Origin of the sequence: Microbispora corallina, assembly GCF_016863035.1 — a bacterium.
Taxonomy (GTDB): domain Bacteria; phylum Actinomycetota; class Actinomycetes; order Streptosporangiales; family Streptosporangiaceae; genus Microbispora; species Microbispora corallina.
The window spans coordinates 133,716-150,119 of record NZ_BOOC01000030.1 but is presented as its reverse complement, the minus strand read 5'-3'; the positions used below and the strand labels follow the sequence as shown (position 1 = coordinate 150,119).

Sequence of the window (16,404 nt, the reverse complement as noted above, 5' to 3'; positions counted from 1 at the left end):
CGACTGTCGGGTGGTCTCCATACACTGACGGGCATGGCATGCCGCATCAGTGAGCTGGTCATCGACGTCGCCGACCCCGAGCGGCTCGCCGCGTTCTGGAGCGAGGTCCTCGGTTACGTCGAGCTCGGCCGCGAGGACGACGGAAGCATCGAGATCGGCCCGCCCGACGCCGGATTCGGCGGCCTGCAGCCCACCCTCGTCCTCAGCCCCAGCAGCGACCCGCGGGCCGGGAAGCTCCGGCTGCACATCGACGTCAACCCCACCGACCGCGACCAGGACGCCGAGCTGGAGCGGCTGCTCGCTCTCGGCGCCAGGCCCGTCGACATCGGCCAGACCGGCGCCGAGAGCTGGCACGTCCTGTCCGACCCGGAAGGCAACGAGTTCTGCCTCCTGCGCGCCCGGCTCCAGCCCGCCGACCACGTGCGAGCCGACGCCACGGGCTGATGAGCGACAGGCGCGTGCCTGCGCTGGTAGATGCGCTTATACGCCGATTTGCCGCCACGACGATACGTAAGATCGATAAGGTGCGCGGGTGATCGGACCGCGGCGGGCACGTGTCGTACGGCCGGCGCTTGTGGCCGTACTCCTGGTGGCGGGGCTCGCCGGCGAGCCTGACCTCATCGAGCACTCAGTGATGTGCTCCTCCATGTCCTCCGGCGACACCGTGTCGTTGTCCTGTGACGACCCGGAGCTCGAGGCTCGGATCAAGGCGGAGGCGCTCACGCCCCAGGAGGCGAAGGCCATCGGCTGCCCGCCGATCCAATTCGAGGACGACCAGGTCACGGACGAGCCCCCACCGTCGTTCGCCCCCGACGTCATCGATGTGGAGCCCACGTACACTCCGCGCACGCCCGACCCGGCGATCGCCGCGCGAGTGAACCAGGCGTGGGACCGCGTCGAACGCTGGCTGGGCGCGCACGCCTCGGCCACGCTCCGCAAGCTCAAGTTCGGCGCCGATCCGCGGATCCCCGCCGGCTGGGAGGCCAACCACGGCCGCCGGCTGCCGGACGACCTGTACGTCTCCTATCTGCGGCATGACGGCGCCGACGGCAATCTGGGGGCGGGATTCCAGCTCCCGCCCTCGTACGGCCTGCTGAGCGTGTCCGACATCGACTACATCAATTGGTCCAACTGCGAGGACCTGGTGGAGTCCGGCGATCGGGACGCGGCCGACCCCGAGAACGGGGTGTGGCACGGCAGCCTCCTCGCCGTCGGCAGCGATAGCAGCGGACGGGAACTGTTCGTCGAGCCGCGGACGGGCCGGGTGGGCGAGGCCGCGTGGCAGGAGAAGCTGACGTACGACGGCCCGATGGGCTGGCCGTCGCACGTCGCGATGCTGGAGGCGCTGGCCGGCGCGCTGGAGCGGGGTGAGGCGCTGCGGGACTGGTACCCGGTCGTCACCGCGGGCTGCGAGTTGCGCTGGGCGGAGGAGCCCGCCCCTCTGCGGCCGGGCTGCGCCGGCGGCCCCCGGCCGTCCCCCACCCCCACGCCGACGGTGGAGCCGACCCCGGAGAAGCCGACGACCGAGGAACTGCGGGCCGGCGGATGCCTGCCGCCCCGCCGTACGCCCCGGGTGCACATGCCCGGCCCGGGCGTCAGCGCCGAGGTGAACGCGGTCTGGCGGCGCCTCGAACGGTGGCTGGCCCGGAGGGCGCCCGCCACATACAAGCTGCTGCGGCCACCGGCCCGCCCCCTGGACATCGCCAGGTCGGAGGCGGTGATGGGCCTGCGGTTCCCGGATGACCTGCGCGCCTCACTGTTGCGGCACGACGGCGGCGGCTCGTGGGGGTTCGGTCCCGCCCCCTTCTACGAGCTGATGTCCGCCAAGGACATCCGTACGGAATGGAAGATGCTCTGCGACATCGGCGGAGACCAGCTCGGGTACTGGTGGCACGGCCGTCTCATCCCCTTCGCCGACGCCCATGACGGCGGGAACCTCTTCATCGACACGCGTACGGGGAAGACGGGCGAGTTCTTCAACGAGGAGGGCCTCACCCTGGAGGGCGACGTGGTGTGGCCCACCTACCTGGCCCTGCTGAAGGCGACCACGAGGTCCCTGGAGACGGGCAGGCCGATCCGCGGCTGGCGGCCGAAAGTCGTCAAGGGCGAACTGCAGTGGGAGAGCACCCGCGGTTGACGCCCCCGGGCCTCGTCCCCGGGACTCGTCCCGGAGCCGGGGGAGTCGTCGCTCTTTTGCCCAACCCAGGGTGCTTCGGGAGGTTGGCCGGCCGCGTTGGGGTACCGGGGCCAGGGGATTCATCGTTCGGCGGCCGGGCGAGCAACCGCTCCGCACCGCACACCCTGGGGGTCGTCATGGGAACCCGACGTCTCATCTGCTGGAGAGCCTGTCTCACGACTGTCGGCACGGTCACCCTTCTCGCGGTGGGGGCCGGGAACGCGAGGGCGGCGTCCGTTCCCCATGGGGACGATCTCGATCCGTCGACGCGTACCAACATCACGAACGCCATGCAGGGCGAGGCGTTGGCGCACGTGACCTACCGCGCCTATGCCAGGCAGGCGGACAGGGAGAACCTGCCCGATGTGGCGGCGCTGTACCGGCGCACCGCCCATACGGAACTGCGTGAACACTTCACCGAGCAGGCGAAGCTGATCGGCCTGGTCGGCGACAACGCGGCGAACCTCCGCGACAGCATCGGGGGCGAGTCGTACGAGGCGACGACGATGTACAAGAGGTTCGCCGAGCAGGCCAAGGCGGACGGCGACCAGGAGGCGGCCAGGCTCTTCTCCGAAGTCGGCCAGGACGAGGCCAGGCACCGTTCGAACTTCGTCCAGGCGCGAAACGCCGTCACCGAGCGGTCGTCCCGGGCGACCGTCCCGACCGACGTGCAGGCCAAGCCGGTGGAGATACAGGCCGGGCCGCCCAGGGTCTCCTCATCCCGGACCCTTGAGAACCTGCGGGCGGCGATGAAGGGCGAGGCCTTCGCCTACGCCAAGTACACCCTGTACGGCGACAGGGCAGGGGAGACCGGGCAACCCAGGCTCGCCGAGCTGTTCCACCGAACGGCCGCCGTCGAGCGCACCGAGCACTTCGCCGAGCACGCCACCATGGCCGGCGCCGTGCGCGACACCGGGACCAACCTGTGCGCGACGATCAAGGGGGAGACGCACGAGGGTACGCGGATGTACCCCGATTACGCCCGCCAGGCCTCGGCGGCCGGCGACACCGAGGCGGCGAGACTGCTCAACGACACCGCGAAAGACGAGCTGAGGCACGCGAAGGCCTTCTCCGAAGAAGCGTCCAAGCTCGGCACGCAGTGCCCCATGTCGGGCTGAACGGTCGTGGCGGGTTCACGGCTGGAGGTCGATCACCCGTCCGGCGTTCGCCGCCGAGTCGGCCGGAGTGCTGACAGGCGAGCTCTCTGAGTGGTCCGCCGTCTGCCAGTGCTGCGGGTAGGCCGGTCGCTGCTCCGGACGGCGGGGCCGCCACTGGCCCGGGTGTGAGCCGGGGTAGGGAGGCCGGTGATCCGAGCGGGGGACCGAGGACGCGGGCACGCAGTCGTACTGCGGGCACGGCGTGGTGAAGCACTGTTTGGGAGAGGGCACGCAGACACGGCCCGGACCACAGTCGACCGCCGCGCACGGCGATCCGGGACCACACGTACCGGGCGCCTGGCCGGCCGGCGGGGCGGGCACGACAGCCCGTGCCGATGGAAGCGCCGACAACCCGTCCGCCCAGGCCTCGGCCGCGACGGCTGGTGATGCGGACACCACGGTCACGCCAATGATCAGGATCAGTCGTCGGAGCAGCATCTTTCCCCCAGCTGTGGTGCTCGCTTCTGTTCTCGCGATGTTCGCACCGGCCGCGCCTGCTGACGGCAAAACGACTCTCGGCAAGCTTCATGGCTTGGATGGGGTTTTCGGCCGGCGTATCCCGGCTGCGGTGTTCGCCGAACGTCCGAAATCATGAGTCATCGATGTTTCGACGATCACGCGAAAACGCGCGGGGGCTGAAATATGTTGATTGTTACTGGTCGTTTGGGACACGGTCCAGTGATAGTTCAGTCGGGGTGCCAGTGGTTTATCGCGAACGGTCGCGATTAATGACGGTGAAACTTTCAGCGGTCCATCCGGGCTTTCGCGAACCACGGCTCCCTACTATTCCCTGGTCACCACACGAACGGCGTTACCTCTGATACCCGAGATGCTCGTGGGACTGCGCCCCGATTTCGCCGTGCTGGACCCATTCGAGATCCCATATATAACCTCCGGGCGTTCCCGTACCCCCTGGATTGCTGGAGTGTGAGTTGACCGAACACTCGTGGGGACGTCGCCTGACGACGTCGATCGCGCTCGCCGTCACGGCGCTGGCCGTCACCTTCCTGCCCGTGAGCCCCGCCCATGCCGCGTACGGCCCGGATCAGCAGGTCTACGTGCAGGTGATCGCCAACGACGGCTCCGGGATGCAGCTGGCCCGCCTCGAAGGGACCGTCGCGTTCGATGACTCCAACACGAAGTACCGCTACTCGCTGAGCCTGTGCTGGCAGAGCGGCGCGTACCCCCAGCCGTCCTTCCTCATCAACGTCAACGGCTCCACCACGAACTATCCGGTGTGGACCGGTTCCACGTCGGCCAGCGGATGCCAGCAGGTGGCCCTGTACAGTGCCGAGGCTTCGTTCGGCGGTTCCGTCTACAACCTCCGCTTCGACGTGACCGCCGGCTGGTTCAGCCACGGATATCAGTACATGACGCGCACCAAGAGCAGCGGCACCTACGACAACCCCTTCAACTGAGCCGGCGCCGCCGGCAGGCGGAGATCGAACAGTTGACCAAAGCCCAGGTCCCGAATAAGTCGGTTGACCTGGGCTTCGGTCATTAAAGGCGGTGACGGGAATCGAAACCCGCGCCGACCTGAACGGCCCTCGGGAAAAGTGCCGGGTCACGTCGGCGTCGAGGGCTCGGTGCGATTGACGGCCTGGTCCCCGTGCGGTCCGAACAGATGGAGGATCTCGACGGTGTTCGTGTCGGCAGGGCCGAACCAGTGCCGTTCGCCTGTGTCGAACTCCGCCACTTCGCCGGGGCGGAGTGTGAAGTCGCGTTCGCCGATGATGAGGCGGAGTGTGCCGGCGAGGACGTAGAGCCATTCGTAGCCGGGATGGGTGACGAGCTTCGGCTGCCGGGGCGCGAGGACCTGTTTGAAGACCTGGACCCGGCCTGGGTACTGGGTCAGGGGGACGACGACGCTGCCGCGGTGCCGGCGGTGGGGCTTCAGGTGGACCCGCGGGTCACCGGTGGCCGGCGCGGCCACCATGCCGTCGAGGATCTCCGCGAGTTCGGCTTCCCTGCCCTCCATTTTGCAGCTTTCGCAAATTTGCTGGGTCACGACGGCCACAGGATCCGAGCATGGCTTCGCGGAAACGTTCGGAGACCTGGAGATGAGCCCGTGACCACGACATTCCTTGCTGTTCACCCCACGTCGAGTACGCGCCGGCGGTGGGCGGTGCTGGCGATCTGCGCGCTGAGCATGTTCCTGGTCGGGCTGGACACCACGATCGTCAACGTGGGTCTGCCCGCCATCGGGCTTGGGCTGGGTGTGGACACCCGCGGCCTGGAATGGGTCGTGGACGCCTACACGGTGGTCATGGCCAGTCTGCTCATCTCCTCGGGTGCGCTGGCGGATCGCTTCGGACGGCGTCGTGTGCTCCGGTGCGGGCTGGTCGTGTTCGGGGCCGCGTCCCTGGCGTGCGCGCTGGCCCCGTCGCCGGGCGTGCTCGTCACGGCCCGAGCCGTTCAGGGAATCGGGGCCTCGATGCTCAGTCCCGTGGCTCTGGCGATCGTGGTGAACGCGATGCCCGATCCGCGGGAGCGGGCGCAGGCGATCGGGATCTGGGGCTCGGTCTTCGGGCTGAGCATGGCTGCCGGACCGGTCACCGGCGGCTGGCTCATCGCGGCGTTCGGCTGGAGGTCGCTGTTCTGGATCAACGCCCCGGTCATCGTCGCCGCACTGGTCCTGAGCGCGGTGTTCGTGCCGGAGTCCCGCGCGCCACGGGTTCGGCGGCTCGACGCGCCCGGCCAGATCCTCCTCACCGTCGTCGTGTGCGTCTCGGTGGCCGTCCTCATCGAAGGCCCACACATCGGCTGGGCCACGCCCCTCGCCTGGGCCGGGTACCTGATCGTCGTCGCGGCCGCCGTGGGTTTCGTCGCGGTCGAACGGCGCCGCCCCGAACCGTTGATGGACCTCGCGCTGTTCCGGCGGTCGGCCTTCACCACCGCGGTCCTCGGCGCGGTGGCCCTGTTCGCCGCTCTGAGCCTCGGCCTGCTGCTCAACACCCTCTATCTGCAGCGCACGCAGGGATGGACCGCGCTCACCACGGGGATCGCGACCCTGCCGATGGCGCTCGGGGCGACGGTGTGCGCACCGCTGTCGGGCAACCTGGTAGGCCGCTTCGGGGCTCGACGACCGCTCCTGCTCGCGGGCGCGTTCATCACGGTCGGTGGACTCAGCCTGGTCGACCTGCGTCCTGGCACGAGTACACCGCACCTCCTGCTGGCCTACCTGCTCATCGGCATCGGATTCGGCTTCGCCAACGCCCCGATCACCAACACCGCGGTGAGCGGCCTGCCCCAGGCCCGTGCCGGCGTCGCGGGAGCGATCACCTCCACCGCACGTCAGGTCGGGTCCGCCATCGGCATCGCCCTAGCGGGTGGCCTCGTCGCCGGGGTCGGCCCAGCAGACCTGGCGAGTGCGTCCCGTCCCGGGTGGCTCCTGGTCGCGGGCTGCGGACTGTTCCTCCTCGTCGTCGCGCGGGCCGCCCGTCCGTCGACCATCCCCGGTGGGGCGGCATGATCCATCCGGCCGAAGTTGCCGACATGGAGGGCAGCGGCTTCGATGATCCCCGTGTCCCGTCCCTTCTCCGCGTCCGCCTGCCGACGTCGGCCGGTCCGTCGAGCGCTTGTCATGGCCTTAATGATCACGTGCCTCGGCCCGCTCGCGCTGACGGGCTGCACCGGGTCGGACGGGCCGCCGTCGCTGCCGCCCACCGGCGTGTACGACCATGACGCGGCGGGTGAGAACTCACAGGCCGAACCGGCCCCGACCGACGGTGTGGCAGGGGCTCTCGCTCGGCCGTTGAGGGAGGCCGGTTGGTTCTGCGCGCAGGTCCGCGCCAATGCGGACGGTCGTGCCCTGTGGTGCCGGATCGGTCGTCGCGACGAGACGGACACGGTCTCCCCGCAGGTGGCGCAGTTCCTGCTCGACCACGACGACCGGCTCGCCTGGGGGTGGTTCCCGCCCAGTCGGGCGAACCAGGAGGACGATCAGGTTGCCGCGGCCGCGGCGCCGGCGCTGAGCGCGATCTGGCCCGGCGCCGGTGATCGCGTACGGCAGGAGGTCGGCGACTTCGATCGCGATCTCGAGACGCGTACGACGCGGCGAGGTGACGACATCCCGCGCACGGCGTGGCGGGACGCACACGCGGACTACAGCTACGACGGGCACAACGGACTCGTGGTCACCGCCCGGGACACGTCCGTGCGGCGCTGGCCGTTCGGCTCCGAGCACTACGCGACCGCGATGAGCTCCGCTGTCGACGATCTTCTGGCCGGTGGTTACGACTGCTTCTACCCACCCCAGCAGAGCTGCGACCGCCCCCAGTCGAACGGCTACTTCCGGGTCGCCCTCCGTGGTGACCAGATCGTCTCGGCCCAGTTCGGCATCGGCAGCCGGATCGAGTCGGGGCGGCAACGACACCCGCTCAGCGAGGAGTTCCCGCACGGCCTCACCTTTCTCGCCGAGGCGGTCCGCCGTCCGGTCACGGAGCGCATCGAACAGTCCCGGCGATCCGGCACCGGCTTCGCCGGCATCGTGGCCGGAACGGTTATGATCATCGACGCGCGCCGGGGTGTTGCCAAGGGAGACGACCTGGTGGCGTACTTCGACATCCAGATCGGGGTACCGCTGGCCGCGACCTGATCGCGTCTGCCGGAGTATCACACCAGAGGCAGACGATGGATTTGATACGCCCGTGAGTATGGCGGCGGCGCCGCGCCGCTGCCTCAACAATCAGGGCGGCGGTGTCGTGGGCTGTTCGACGCGGGACCGGCCGAGACGCACGCGGAGCAGGCCGGTGACCGAGGGGCCGCCCGAGAAGCACCACAGGGCGATCACGGGATCGCAGATCGCGCATCCGAGGGAGGAGCCGTCCGCGAACGGGATGATCGGGTTGCCGTGCAGGTGGTGCAACAGATCCCAGCCGGTGTGCAGCAGCCACCCGATGCCGACGAATGTCCACGACTCCAGGCCGCGGTAGGCGCAGTAGGTCATGACAGCCGTGAAGGCGAACTCCCACGGGCCGAAACCGCCGCCGCTGAGGTAGGCGGCACCGGCTCCGGCCACCATGATCGCGTTGAACCTGCGCCGGTACGGTTCGCGGATCAGGGACATCAGGCACACGTACCCGACGCCGATCATGATCGGCACGACGACGTTCATCGTCGGGGTCCCTCCTGCCGACGGCGGCCTGGCGCGGCGAAGGTGTTCGCGGTGTCGTCCGCGTAGGGGAGCTCAAAGGCGGTCATGGCATCGAGTCGGTCGATCACGAAGGTGTCCGTTTCGTTGAGAGGCATCGGGACGCGGTCGAGGCTAACCAGCGGGGTCTCCCGGCACCTAGTAGCAGGAATGACAATGTCCAACGGAATATCGCCAACCCCTACTCGCGCCCAGTAAGCCGACGAAGAGCAGCGAGGAGCCGTTGGCGAGAATCCGGTGCAGGCATATGTTGTCGCCATGCATACCGTCGTTGTCCTCGTGCTGGATCAGGTGATCCCCTTCGACCTGTCCACCCCGATCGAAGTGTTCACCCGCACCCGGCTGCCCGACGGCCGCCCCGGTTACCGGGTGCGGGTCTGCTCTGAGCGACCTGATGTGGACGCCGGCCTCTTCACCCTGCGCGCCCCGTGGAGACTGGACGCACTCGCGGACGCGGACACGGTCATCGTGCCCGGCACCGCCGACCCCGCCAAGCCTCTGCCAACGGCCGTCCGTGACGCGCTCTCCAGGGCCGCCGCCGACGGCACCCGGATCGCCTCCATCTGCTCCGGCACCTTCATCCTCGCCGCCGCCGGACTGCTGGGCGGGCTGCGCGTCACCACCCACTGGCGCGCCGCCGCTCAGCTCGCCGCCGCCTACCCCGACCTCGACGTCGACCCGGACGTGCTCTACGTCGACAACGGGCAGATCCTCACCTCGGCCGGTGCCGCGGCGGGACTGGACCTGTGCCTGCACATGATCCGCCGGGACTACGGCTCCGCCGTCGCCGCCGACGCCGCACGACTGTCCGTCATGCCATTGGAACGCGAGGGCGGCCAGGCCCAGTTCATCGTGCAGCAGTACCCGCCCACCCCTCGCGGCTCGGCCATCGAGCCCCTCCTGCTCTGGATCGAGGACAATCTCGCCCGGGATCTCACCCTCGCGGACATCGCCGTTCACGCCGGCATGAGCACCCGCACCCTGATACGGCGCTTCCGCGAGCAAACCGGCACCACACCATTGCAGTGGCTCCACCGGGCCCGTGTCCGTCAGGCCCAGCACCTGTTGGAGACCACGCACCATTCGATGGAACGCATCGCGGCCCAGGCGGGCTTCGGCTCGCTCACCGCCTTCCGCGACCGATTCAAACGCGTCGTCGGCGTCAGCCCCCACGCCTATCGGAGCAGCTTCAGTTAGAGCCTCGCCGGCCGCGGGCGCCCACCTCAGCCATCTCCGGACCCGTCACAACGAGCAGTTTTGGTGATCACCCGGAAGTCGGAGCGCCTCCGCCGGAGGCGTCTGCGTCTGGGGTTGGCGGCCAGTAGACGGGCCGGTTGGCGCCGAGCTTTCGCACGCTGAACGGGACAGGGTCATCGGCGTGACCCATCCCTGCTGGGTCAGCACCACCTGTTGTCGGCGCTCACGTTCGGGCTGACGCGCTCGGCTGGCGTCGGCGGGCGACGGCGCGTGCCATCAGGGGGAAGCCGATCAGAGCCGGCAGCAGCCAGTAGGCGATGGCCGGAAGCCTGTCCCACAGCGGTAGATGCGGGCCGTTGTCGACGTAGAAGCCGGTCAGGAGCAGCACATAGGACGTGCCCATTCCGAGGATGTGGACCTCGGGCCGCCGCTGCCGATTGGCGTACCCCGTCAGCGCAGTGACGATCGCCAGGGTGCCGATCACGAACAGGTGGGCGTTTTCTCGCCAGCGGATCACCGACATGACGGTCAGCGTGACGTAGACCACGACCAGTCCCCACAGGTAGACGCGTCCGAATCGCCTGTGTGGTGGGCCTCCCTTTCCCGTCAACGCGGCCAACGCGCCGCAGATCACACACGTGATCCCCGCGGTGACGTGGACCGCGAGCGCGGTGAGGAAGACCGGCCCGGCGTCGGGGATGGGAGTGCCCGCGATGTCGATGACGTCCATCGCATCTCCTATATGTAGGATTGCTACCTATAGCGACCCTACTCCGGGCCTTGGCCGATGGAAAGAGTAGATGTAGCGTTACTACCTATGAGGGCGGAAGCACTCAAAGGACACCTCGACGGCCTCCTCCTCGCCGCTTTGGAGGACGGACCGCAGCACGGCTACGCCGTGAAGGAAGCCCTGCGTGACGCCACGGACGGCAAAATCGACCTGCCCACCGGCACCGTCTACCCGGCACTTCACCGGCTGGAGCAGGCGGGCCTGATCAAGGGAAGCTGGTCGGTGGTGGGTGGTCGCAGACGGCGCACCTACGAGCTGACCGAGAAGGGGCGGCGCTCGCTGGCGGGAGCGCGCGACCACTGGCAGGAATTCGCCGCCGTGATGTCCGCAGCGCTGGGTGGTGGACCATGGCCGGTCACGAACTGATCGAACGCCACCTGCAGGCGCTCGCCGAACGGCTCCCCGCCCCCATGGTCGACGAACTCGCCGACGGTCTCCTCGCGTCGTACGACGACCAGATGGAGCGCCTCGGCGATCCGGATGCGGCGGCCCGGGCCGCGATCGCGGACTTCGGTGACGCCGACACCGTCACAGCCGCCTTCGTCCGCGCCTCTCCTGGCCGGCAGGCGGCGTTCCGGCTGCTCATAGCCGGGCCGATCGTCGGGCTGAGCTGGGGAGCGGTTCTCCTCACCGGCGACGCCTGGGCCTCGACGATCCCCGTGCCGTCACGCCTGACCTTCGGATTCCTGCTGGGGTCGGCTGTGCTCATGCTGGTGCTCGCCGTTCGGGAGCGGCGGCGCTACGCCACGGTACGGCTGGCCGCCCTCGGCGCTACAGGAACCGTCGCCGTCCTGGACACGGTGATACTGGGCACGGTCCTCACCCTTCTGCCGCCGCCCTCCCCGCTGCTGCTCGTGGCCCTGATCGGCAGCTCCGCGAGGATCATGCTGGCGGCGCAGGCCATACCCGAACTGGTCGCACATCCCTGACGGTCCAGATGCCGGCGTTCGGCATCCTTTGGATCAGATATCGGCTCCTATGAGGATGCCAACTGGTGGAGAGAACAAGAGAGGATAAATCCAGGTAGAGGCCTTGCGTTCGCGGGCGGGCGACGGCCTGCCCGCAAAGGGAATGTCACGAAGACGGGGACACCGCAGGCCCCTCCAGTCCGCACTTGACATGGCCGACACCTGGGTGATTTATGGATTTATGGGGCATTCGGCCAATGCTGATCGTGAAACTGATGAGAGGTCCGATTTCTGTCGATCATCATGGCCTGGTTGGCGTGGTCGGGCCCGGGAGTGGACGCTTGTCGTCGGAGTGCTGCAGGCGGCCACGGTAGGCCGGGGCGCGGTCTTACTGGTCGAGGGCCGGTCGGGCGTCGGGAAGAGCCGCATGCTCGACATCACCACCACCGCGGCGGCGAGGGCGGGGTTAGGAGTCGCTCAGGGCACGGCGGACGAACTGACCCAGCTGATACCACTCGCCCCGCTCACGTCGGCACTCGGGGAATCGGCTCGGGCGCTTCCCGCGGCCGCGCACATGAACGTCTGCGGTCAGGCCGATCAACGACTGCTGCTGGTGGAACACCTGCAGGGACAGTTGGAGCAGCGGGTGGCTCGGCAACCGATGCTCCTCGCGTTGGACGACCTGCACTGGGCTGATCCGATAACTCTGCTGGCGCTGCGGTCGATGACCAGAGATCTCGCCTCCTATCCACTCGTCTGGATGCTGACCCGTACGACCGGCAGCGGCGACTGCCCCCGCCTCAACCGTCTGTTCGACCTGCTGGAACGTGATGGCGCGATCCGGATCACGCTCGGGGCGCTGGACCGGCGAGCTGTGGCCGACGTCATCACCGACGTCCTCGGGGCCAAGCCCGAGCCGGACGTGCTGGCCCTGGCCGGCATAGTCGACGGCAATCCCTTCCTGCTCGTCGACCTCCTTGAGAAGTTCCAAAAAGAGGGCGTCTTCCAGATCGCCGACGGTCACGCGCGGATGGCGGCGTCCCCGCCGCACACTCAGGCGATCATGCAGGAACGCCTGGACGGGCTGTCCGCACGCACCAGGTACCTGCTTCAGTGCGCCGGAATCCTCGGCCGCTCGTTCTCGGTGAAGGACCTGGCCGAAATGCTCGGCGAACCGACCAATGGTCTGTTGCCGATGCTGGAGGAGGCGATGTCGGCGGGCATCATCGAACCTGCCGGAGGTGAACTGTCCTTCCGGCACGATCTGCTGTGGCAGGCGGTGATCGGGACTATCCCCGACTCCGTACGCCGGGCCCTGCACCACGACGCAGGGAAGATGCTGCTCAAACGTGGCGGGTCGGCTGTTCCTGCCGCCGCGCACCTCATTCACAGTGCCAGTCGCGGTGACACGTCCGCACTGCTCGGACTGGACCAAGCGGCGAGCGAGGTGCTGCGGTCCTCACCGCAGACCGCCGTCGACCTCGCCCTACGGGCGCTCGAACTCAGCGACTCCGCCGACCCTGACTGGTTCGGTCGCGCCGCCACAGCGGTCGACGCCCTGACGGTCATCGGACGGCTGTCCGAGGCGGCCGATCTCGCCCGTTCCGCACTCGGCAGGGCCCCACCCCGCCACGCCCCTCGCCTGCGCTGCGCGCTGGCGCACATCCTGCTGTTGAGCGGCCGACCGGCGGATGCGATAACCGAGGCCGAAAACCTGCTCGCCCGCAAAGACCTGCCCGATGACCTTCGCGGCATCGCCGAATGGACGATGTTCTGGGGGCTTACCTGTCTGAACGACTTCCGGAAAGGACGGCGGCAGGCGGAAGCCGTTCTGGCCGATCGCGAGCGGCACGCCGATGCCGCGGTCGTCGGAGCACTCCTGCTGCTCGCTCAGTTCGCCATGGTCGATGGGCGGATCGCCGACTCGTTCACTCACCTTTGCGAGGCCCTGCGCATCACCGACCGCGGCACCGCCGAAGCCATCCAGCGCCCGTATACGCGCTTGATACTGAGCCTCTACTACAGGGCCATGCGCGAGTTCGACGCGGCCGACATCGCCATCCGGGCCGCCGAGGAGGAGATCAACGACCTCGGACTGACCGTGCTCGCCGCACAACCCGCGCTGTTCCGCTCCGTTCTGCATCTGGGCACCGGCCGACTTGACGACGCCGCCGCCGAGGCCCAGGCCGGGAGCATGACCGCCGAAGAACTGGGCACCCACGGGTTCATCCGCGTCGGGCTGTCCATACTCGCTGTCATCGCCCTGCGGCAGGGCGACATCGACGCGGCGGTCCGGCACATCGAACGCTTCCAGTCCATCCAGGCCGCGCCCGAAATGTTGTACGGATCCGTGTGGGAGAAGTGGGTGATGGCGGCGGTGGCCGAAGCCCAGGGTGATCCCGGGCGCGCGGTCGACATACTCGACGCCATCTACACCGACGAGGAGAAGCGGCGCTGGACACTTCTCACGACGCCTCTCACGGCCGCCTGGATGACCCGGCTGGCGCTGGCCGCGGCGAACCGTCCGTATGCGCGGGCCATCCTTGACACGGCCGAGTACCTGGCCCGGAACAACCCGGACTTTCCCGTCTTCGCCGTCACGTTCGCCCACGCCCGCGGCCTTTTCTACCAGGACCCCGACGCGCTGGCCGCCGCCGCTGATCAACCCGAACCGTGGGCACGCGCCTTGGTCGCCGAAGACCTCGGCGTCCTGCTGGCCACCACGTCCGGCCCCGATGCCACCGCGAAGGCCATCGACAGCCTGGATGAGGCGCTCGACGGCTACGAACGCATCGGTGCGCTCTGGGACGTGGCCCGGGTGCGAGCCCGGCTGCGGGCGCTTGGTGTGCGGCGCCGCCACTGGGGCCAATCCCAGCGGCCGGCCTTCGGCTGGGACAGCCTCACCGACACAGAACGCGCCGTCGCCAGCCTGATCATCAAGGGCATGACCAACCGCCAGATCGCCCAGCGGATGTTCCTGTCGCCGCACACGGTGTCCACCCACCTTCGCCGGATGTTCAACAAACTCAACATCGCCTCCCGTACGGAGTTGGCCCGCATCGTCGCCGAAGAATGCCCCGAGCTCATCAAGGGTGGCTGACCAGGCCTCCCAGGCCGTCTGCCGACGGCTCGGCATGAACTGTTACGCGTTCGACGACATGTGAACAGGGGCCTTGAGCCGCGGAAGGACACCCTGCTTCTCGGCGGTGCAGGACCTGTCCCGCACGACTGCCGCAGCGGCACGTCCTGGAGGCAATCCTGACAATGGATCAATGCGAGAAGCGTGGGTGCATGTCGGCCGACTTTGGACGAACGGCGATCCCTTTCTCGCTGTCGATGCTTCATTGCGCGGGGCGTGGCGTGGGTTCAGCGACGACCAATACGACGACATCGTGGAGATCGGTCAGGAGGTCACCAGCATCGCGGTGGGAAGCGGCCGGGCAGTCCTCGTCGGCGCAGATGGAGTCGTCCGCGATGACAGTTGGATGGAGGTCTTCCAGGCCGAGGACGGCGGCATCGCCGTCGTGCAGGCATCCGGTCCCGACTATCCGCGTGTGGTGAACGAGGCTCTTCACTACCCGGACACCGACGATGAAGTCGGCGATCCCCTCATTGTGAGCAGCGGCGAGCTCGCCTTGTTCAGCGCCGCGTGCGACGGCGCCGGGCCGTACGCGGCATCACTGGTACCTGCCCGGCCGGGACCAGGGCCATTGGAGTACGGACGACCATCGAACGAGGACGATCCGGGCCTTCTGATAACGACGACGTACACCACGTTCGGGTTCAAGGTGCGCTGGTACACCCTGTTGGACGAAGAGAACTGTTTCGCCCGGTGGCTGCTGACCCCTGTACGAACCTTCTAACCCGTAGGTGCCCAAACGATCTCCCGGGTTTGTTCGGAGTCGTCCGGCCGCCTGGTCGGCCGGCCGATCGTTCAGATTGGTTCGGCTCAGTTCTCGGTCGTTCATTCGGGTGATTCCCAGAACGGCCAGGTCAAGGTGCTTGAGCTGTTGTGGCGCGGGTTAGGTATCAGCAGGAGTGCGGACAAATCGATCACAGATGCGATCGACAAGCACATCGGCAGGGCTGATGACGACGAGGGCGGCTCGGCCGTGGTCCTGGCCCGTGACCGTGAGTCCCCGTGGCTCCCCGCTGGTCGCGTAACCGGCCGGCCGGGCGTGCCCGTTACGCCACCGGGACCAGCGTCAGATAGACCATCCCGAGGATCCCGCGGTAGCCGGTCAGGTACGAGGCGCGCTGCCGGTCGGCGTCGGCGCGCAGTTCCGCGGCCTTGGGATGATCGGCGTTGGCGGCCAGCCATACCTCGATGTCGGCGAGATAGCCCGCCTCGAACTGGTCCCACTCTTCCTGGGAGGCGACTTCCAGCCACTCCACCCGGAACCCGGCGCTGACCGCCGCCTCGACCATGCCGTCCAGCGGAAGGTGGTCATCGGGCTTGGCACCCGGCCACATCCTGGCCAGTTCCTCCGGCTGCGGCCGGCGCTCCCAGAAGCCCTCGCCGTACAGCACACGGCCGCCGGGGTTGACCAGCCTGTGCAGTTCCTTCAGCGCCTCACCGAACTGGTCGGGTGCCGGGGCGTCGCTGAGCGCCTGCCCGGAGCCCACGCACAACACCACGTCGGCGGGACCGCGCTGGGTACCGGTGGCGGACTCCTCCAGGTACTCCATCCGGTCGGCCAGACCGCGACTGGCTGCAAGGGCCCGGCCCCGCTCCAGGTCCTGGACGAGCAGGTCGATGCCGATGCCTGTGGCGTCAGGCGCGGCGGCGAGCAATCGGAGGCTCAACTCGCCCCAGCCGCAGCCGATGTCCAGCACACTCTTCGGTTCCGTCGCCACCAGGCGCGCGAGGAACCCCGCGGCCCGCTCCTCACTCAACGGCCCGTGGAAGGTCAGCCTGCTCCGATTCGTCGGGGGCATCTGGTCGCCGGTCGTCTCGTTTGTCGCCTGATCAGTCACGAGCGGCAAGCGTAACCACGCGGGATACCCCATGCACCTGCATTAAG

16 protein-coding genes are annotated in these 16,404 nt (G+C 68.4%); 12 read left to right on the top strand and 4 right to left on the bottom strand.

The genetic code is table 11. The annotated features are described in order from the left end of the window. Nucleotides 1-33: 33 nt before the first annotated feature. The 5 genes from Mco01_RS26885 to Mco01_RS26865 all read left to right on the top strand — a co-directional run bounded on the left by Mco01_RS26885 (nt 34) and on the right by Mco01_RS26865 (nt 4,751). Nucleotides 34-444: a VOC family protein gene (locus Mco01_RS26885; protein ID WP_204059639.1), complete on the top strand. Its 411-nt coding sequence runs from the start codon at nt 34-36 to the stop codon at nt 442-444. A gap of 88 nt (nt 445-532) precedes the next feature. Beyond that, the gene (locus tag Mco01_RS26880; RefSeq protein WP_204059638.1) at nt 533-2,137 is read left to right on the top strand and encodes an SMI1/KNR4 family protein; all 1,605 of its coding nucleotides are present in this window, start codon (nt 533-535) and stop codon (nt 2,135-2,137) included. Nucleotides 2,138-2,382: 245 nt separating this feature from the next. Further along, on the top strand, nt 2,383-3,294 hold the full coding sequence (locus Mco01_RS26875; RefSeq protein WP_204059637.1) for a ferritin family protein: 912 nt from the start codon (nt 2,383-2,385) through the stop codon (nt 3,292-3,294). Nucleotides 3,295-3,742: 448 nt separating this feature from the next. After that, nucleotides 3,743-3,928: a hypothetical protein gene (locus tag Mco01_RS26870; protein WP_204059636.1), complete on the top strand. Its 186-nt coding sequence runs from the start codon at nt 3,743-3,745 to the stop codon at nt 3,926-3,928. Between the two features lie 337 nt (nt 3,929-4,265). Next, nucleotides 4,266-4,751: a hypothetical protein gene (locus Mco01_RS26865; RefSeq protein ID WP_204059635.1), complete on the top strand. Its 486-nt coding sequence runs from the start codon at nt 4,266-4,268 to the stop codon at nt 4,749-4,751. A gap of 146 nt (nt 4,752-4,897) precedes the next feature. On the opposite strand, the gene Mco01_RS26860 is transcribed toward Mco01_RS26865, so the two are convergent. Next, the gene (locus Mco01_RS26860) at nt 4,898-5,350 is read right to left on the bottom strand and encodes a cupin domain-containing protein (protein WP_239103937.1); all 453 of its coding nucleotides are present in this window, start codon (nt 5,348-5,350) and stop codon (nt 4,898-4,900) included. A gap of 51 nt (nt 5,351-5,401) precedes the next feature. Here Mco01_RS26860 and Mco01_RS26855 point away from each other — a divergent pair, with 51 nt between their 5' ends. Together Mco01_RS26855 and Mco01_RS26850 are read left to right on the top strand one after the other, a co-directional pair. Next, nucleotides 5,402-6,805, top strand: a complete 1,404-nt coding sequence (locus tag Mco01_RS26855) for an MFS transporter (RefSeq protein WP_239103936.1) — start codon at nt 5,402-5,404, stop codon at nt 6,803-6,805. Nucleotides 6,806-6,925: 120 nt separating this feature from the next. Further along, complete coding sequence (locus Mco01_RS26850) at nt 6,926-7,930, top strand: hypothetical protein (RefSeq protein WP_239103935.1); 1,005 nt, start codon at nt 6,926-6,928, stop codon at nt 7,928-7,930. A gap of 90 nt (nt 7,931-8,020) precedes the next feature. On the opposite strand, the gene Mco01_RS26845 is transcribed toward Mco01_RS26850, so the two are convergent. Continuing rightward, complete coding sequence (locus tag Mco01_RS26845) at nt 8,021-8,449, bottom strand: DUF6010 family protein (RefSeq protein ID WP_204059633.1); 429 nt, start codon at nt 8,447-8,449, stop codon at nt 8,021-8,023. 294 nt (nt 8,450-8,743) lie between these two features. Here Mco01_RS26845 and Mco01_RS26840 point away from each other — a divergent pair, with 294 nt between their 5' ends. Beyond that, nucleotides 8,744-9,682, top strand: coding sequence for a GlxA family transcriptional regulator (locus tag Mco01_RS26840; protein WP_204059632.1), 939 nt, complete (start codon nt 8,744-8,746; stop codon nt 9,680-9,682). A 223-nt stretch (nt 9,683-9,905) separates the two neighbouring features. On the opposite strand, the gene Mco01_RS26835 is transcribed toward Mco01_RS26840, so the two are convergent. Continuing rightward, nucleotides 9,906-10,412 (bottom strand): hypothetical protein, encoded by a 507-nt coding sequence (locus Mco01_RS26835; protein ID WP_204059631.1) that lies wholly within the window; start codon nt 10,410-10,412, stop codon nt 9,906-9,908. An 87-nt stretch (nt 10,413-10,499) separates the two neighbouring features. Here Mco01_RS26835 and Mco01_RS26830 point away from each other — a divergent pair, with 87 nt between their 5' ends. The 4 genes from Mco01_RS26830 (at nt 10,500) to Mco01_RS26815 (ending at nt 15,243) form a co-directional block, all read left to right on the top strand. Beyond that, on the top strand, nt 10,500-10,838 hold the full coding sequence (locus Mco01_RS26830) for a PadR family transcriptional regulator (RefSeq protein ID WP_204059630.1): 339 nt from the start codon (nt 10,500-10,502) through the stop codon (nt 10,836-10,838). Next, nucleotides 10,820-11,401, top strand: a complete 582-nt coding sequence (locus Mco01_RS26825; protein WP_204059629.1) for a hypothetical protein — start codon at nt 10,820-10,822, stop codon at nt 11,399-11,401. Before Mco01_RS26830 ends, Mco01_RS26825 begins: the two co-directional genes overlap by 19 nt. Before the next feature lie 142 nt (nt 11,402-11,543). Further along, nucleotides 11,544-14,480, top strand: a complete 2,937-nt coding sequence (locus Mco01_RS26820) for a helix-turn-helix transcriptional regulator (RefSeq protein WP_307825663.1) — start codon at nt 11,544-11,546, stop codon at nt 14,478-14,480. 172 nt (nt 14,481-14,652) lie between these two features. Further along, a complete protein-coding gene (locus tag Mco01_RS26815; protein WP_204059627.1) occupies nt 14,653-15,243 on the top strand; it encodes a hypothetical protein in 591 nt (196 codons plus the stop codon). 322 nt (nt 15,244-15,565) lie between these two features. Here Mco01_RS26815 and Mco01_RS26810 read toward each other — a convergent pair whose 3' ends face one another. Next, nucleotides 15,566-16,357, bottom strand: coding sequence for an SAM-dependent methyltransferase (locus Mco01_RS26810; protein WP_204059626.1), 792 nt, complete (start codon nt 16,355-16,357; stop codon nt 15,566-15,568). Nucleotides 16,358-16,404 lie beyond the last annotated feature (47 nt).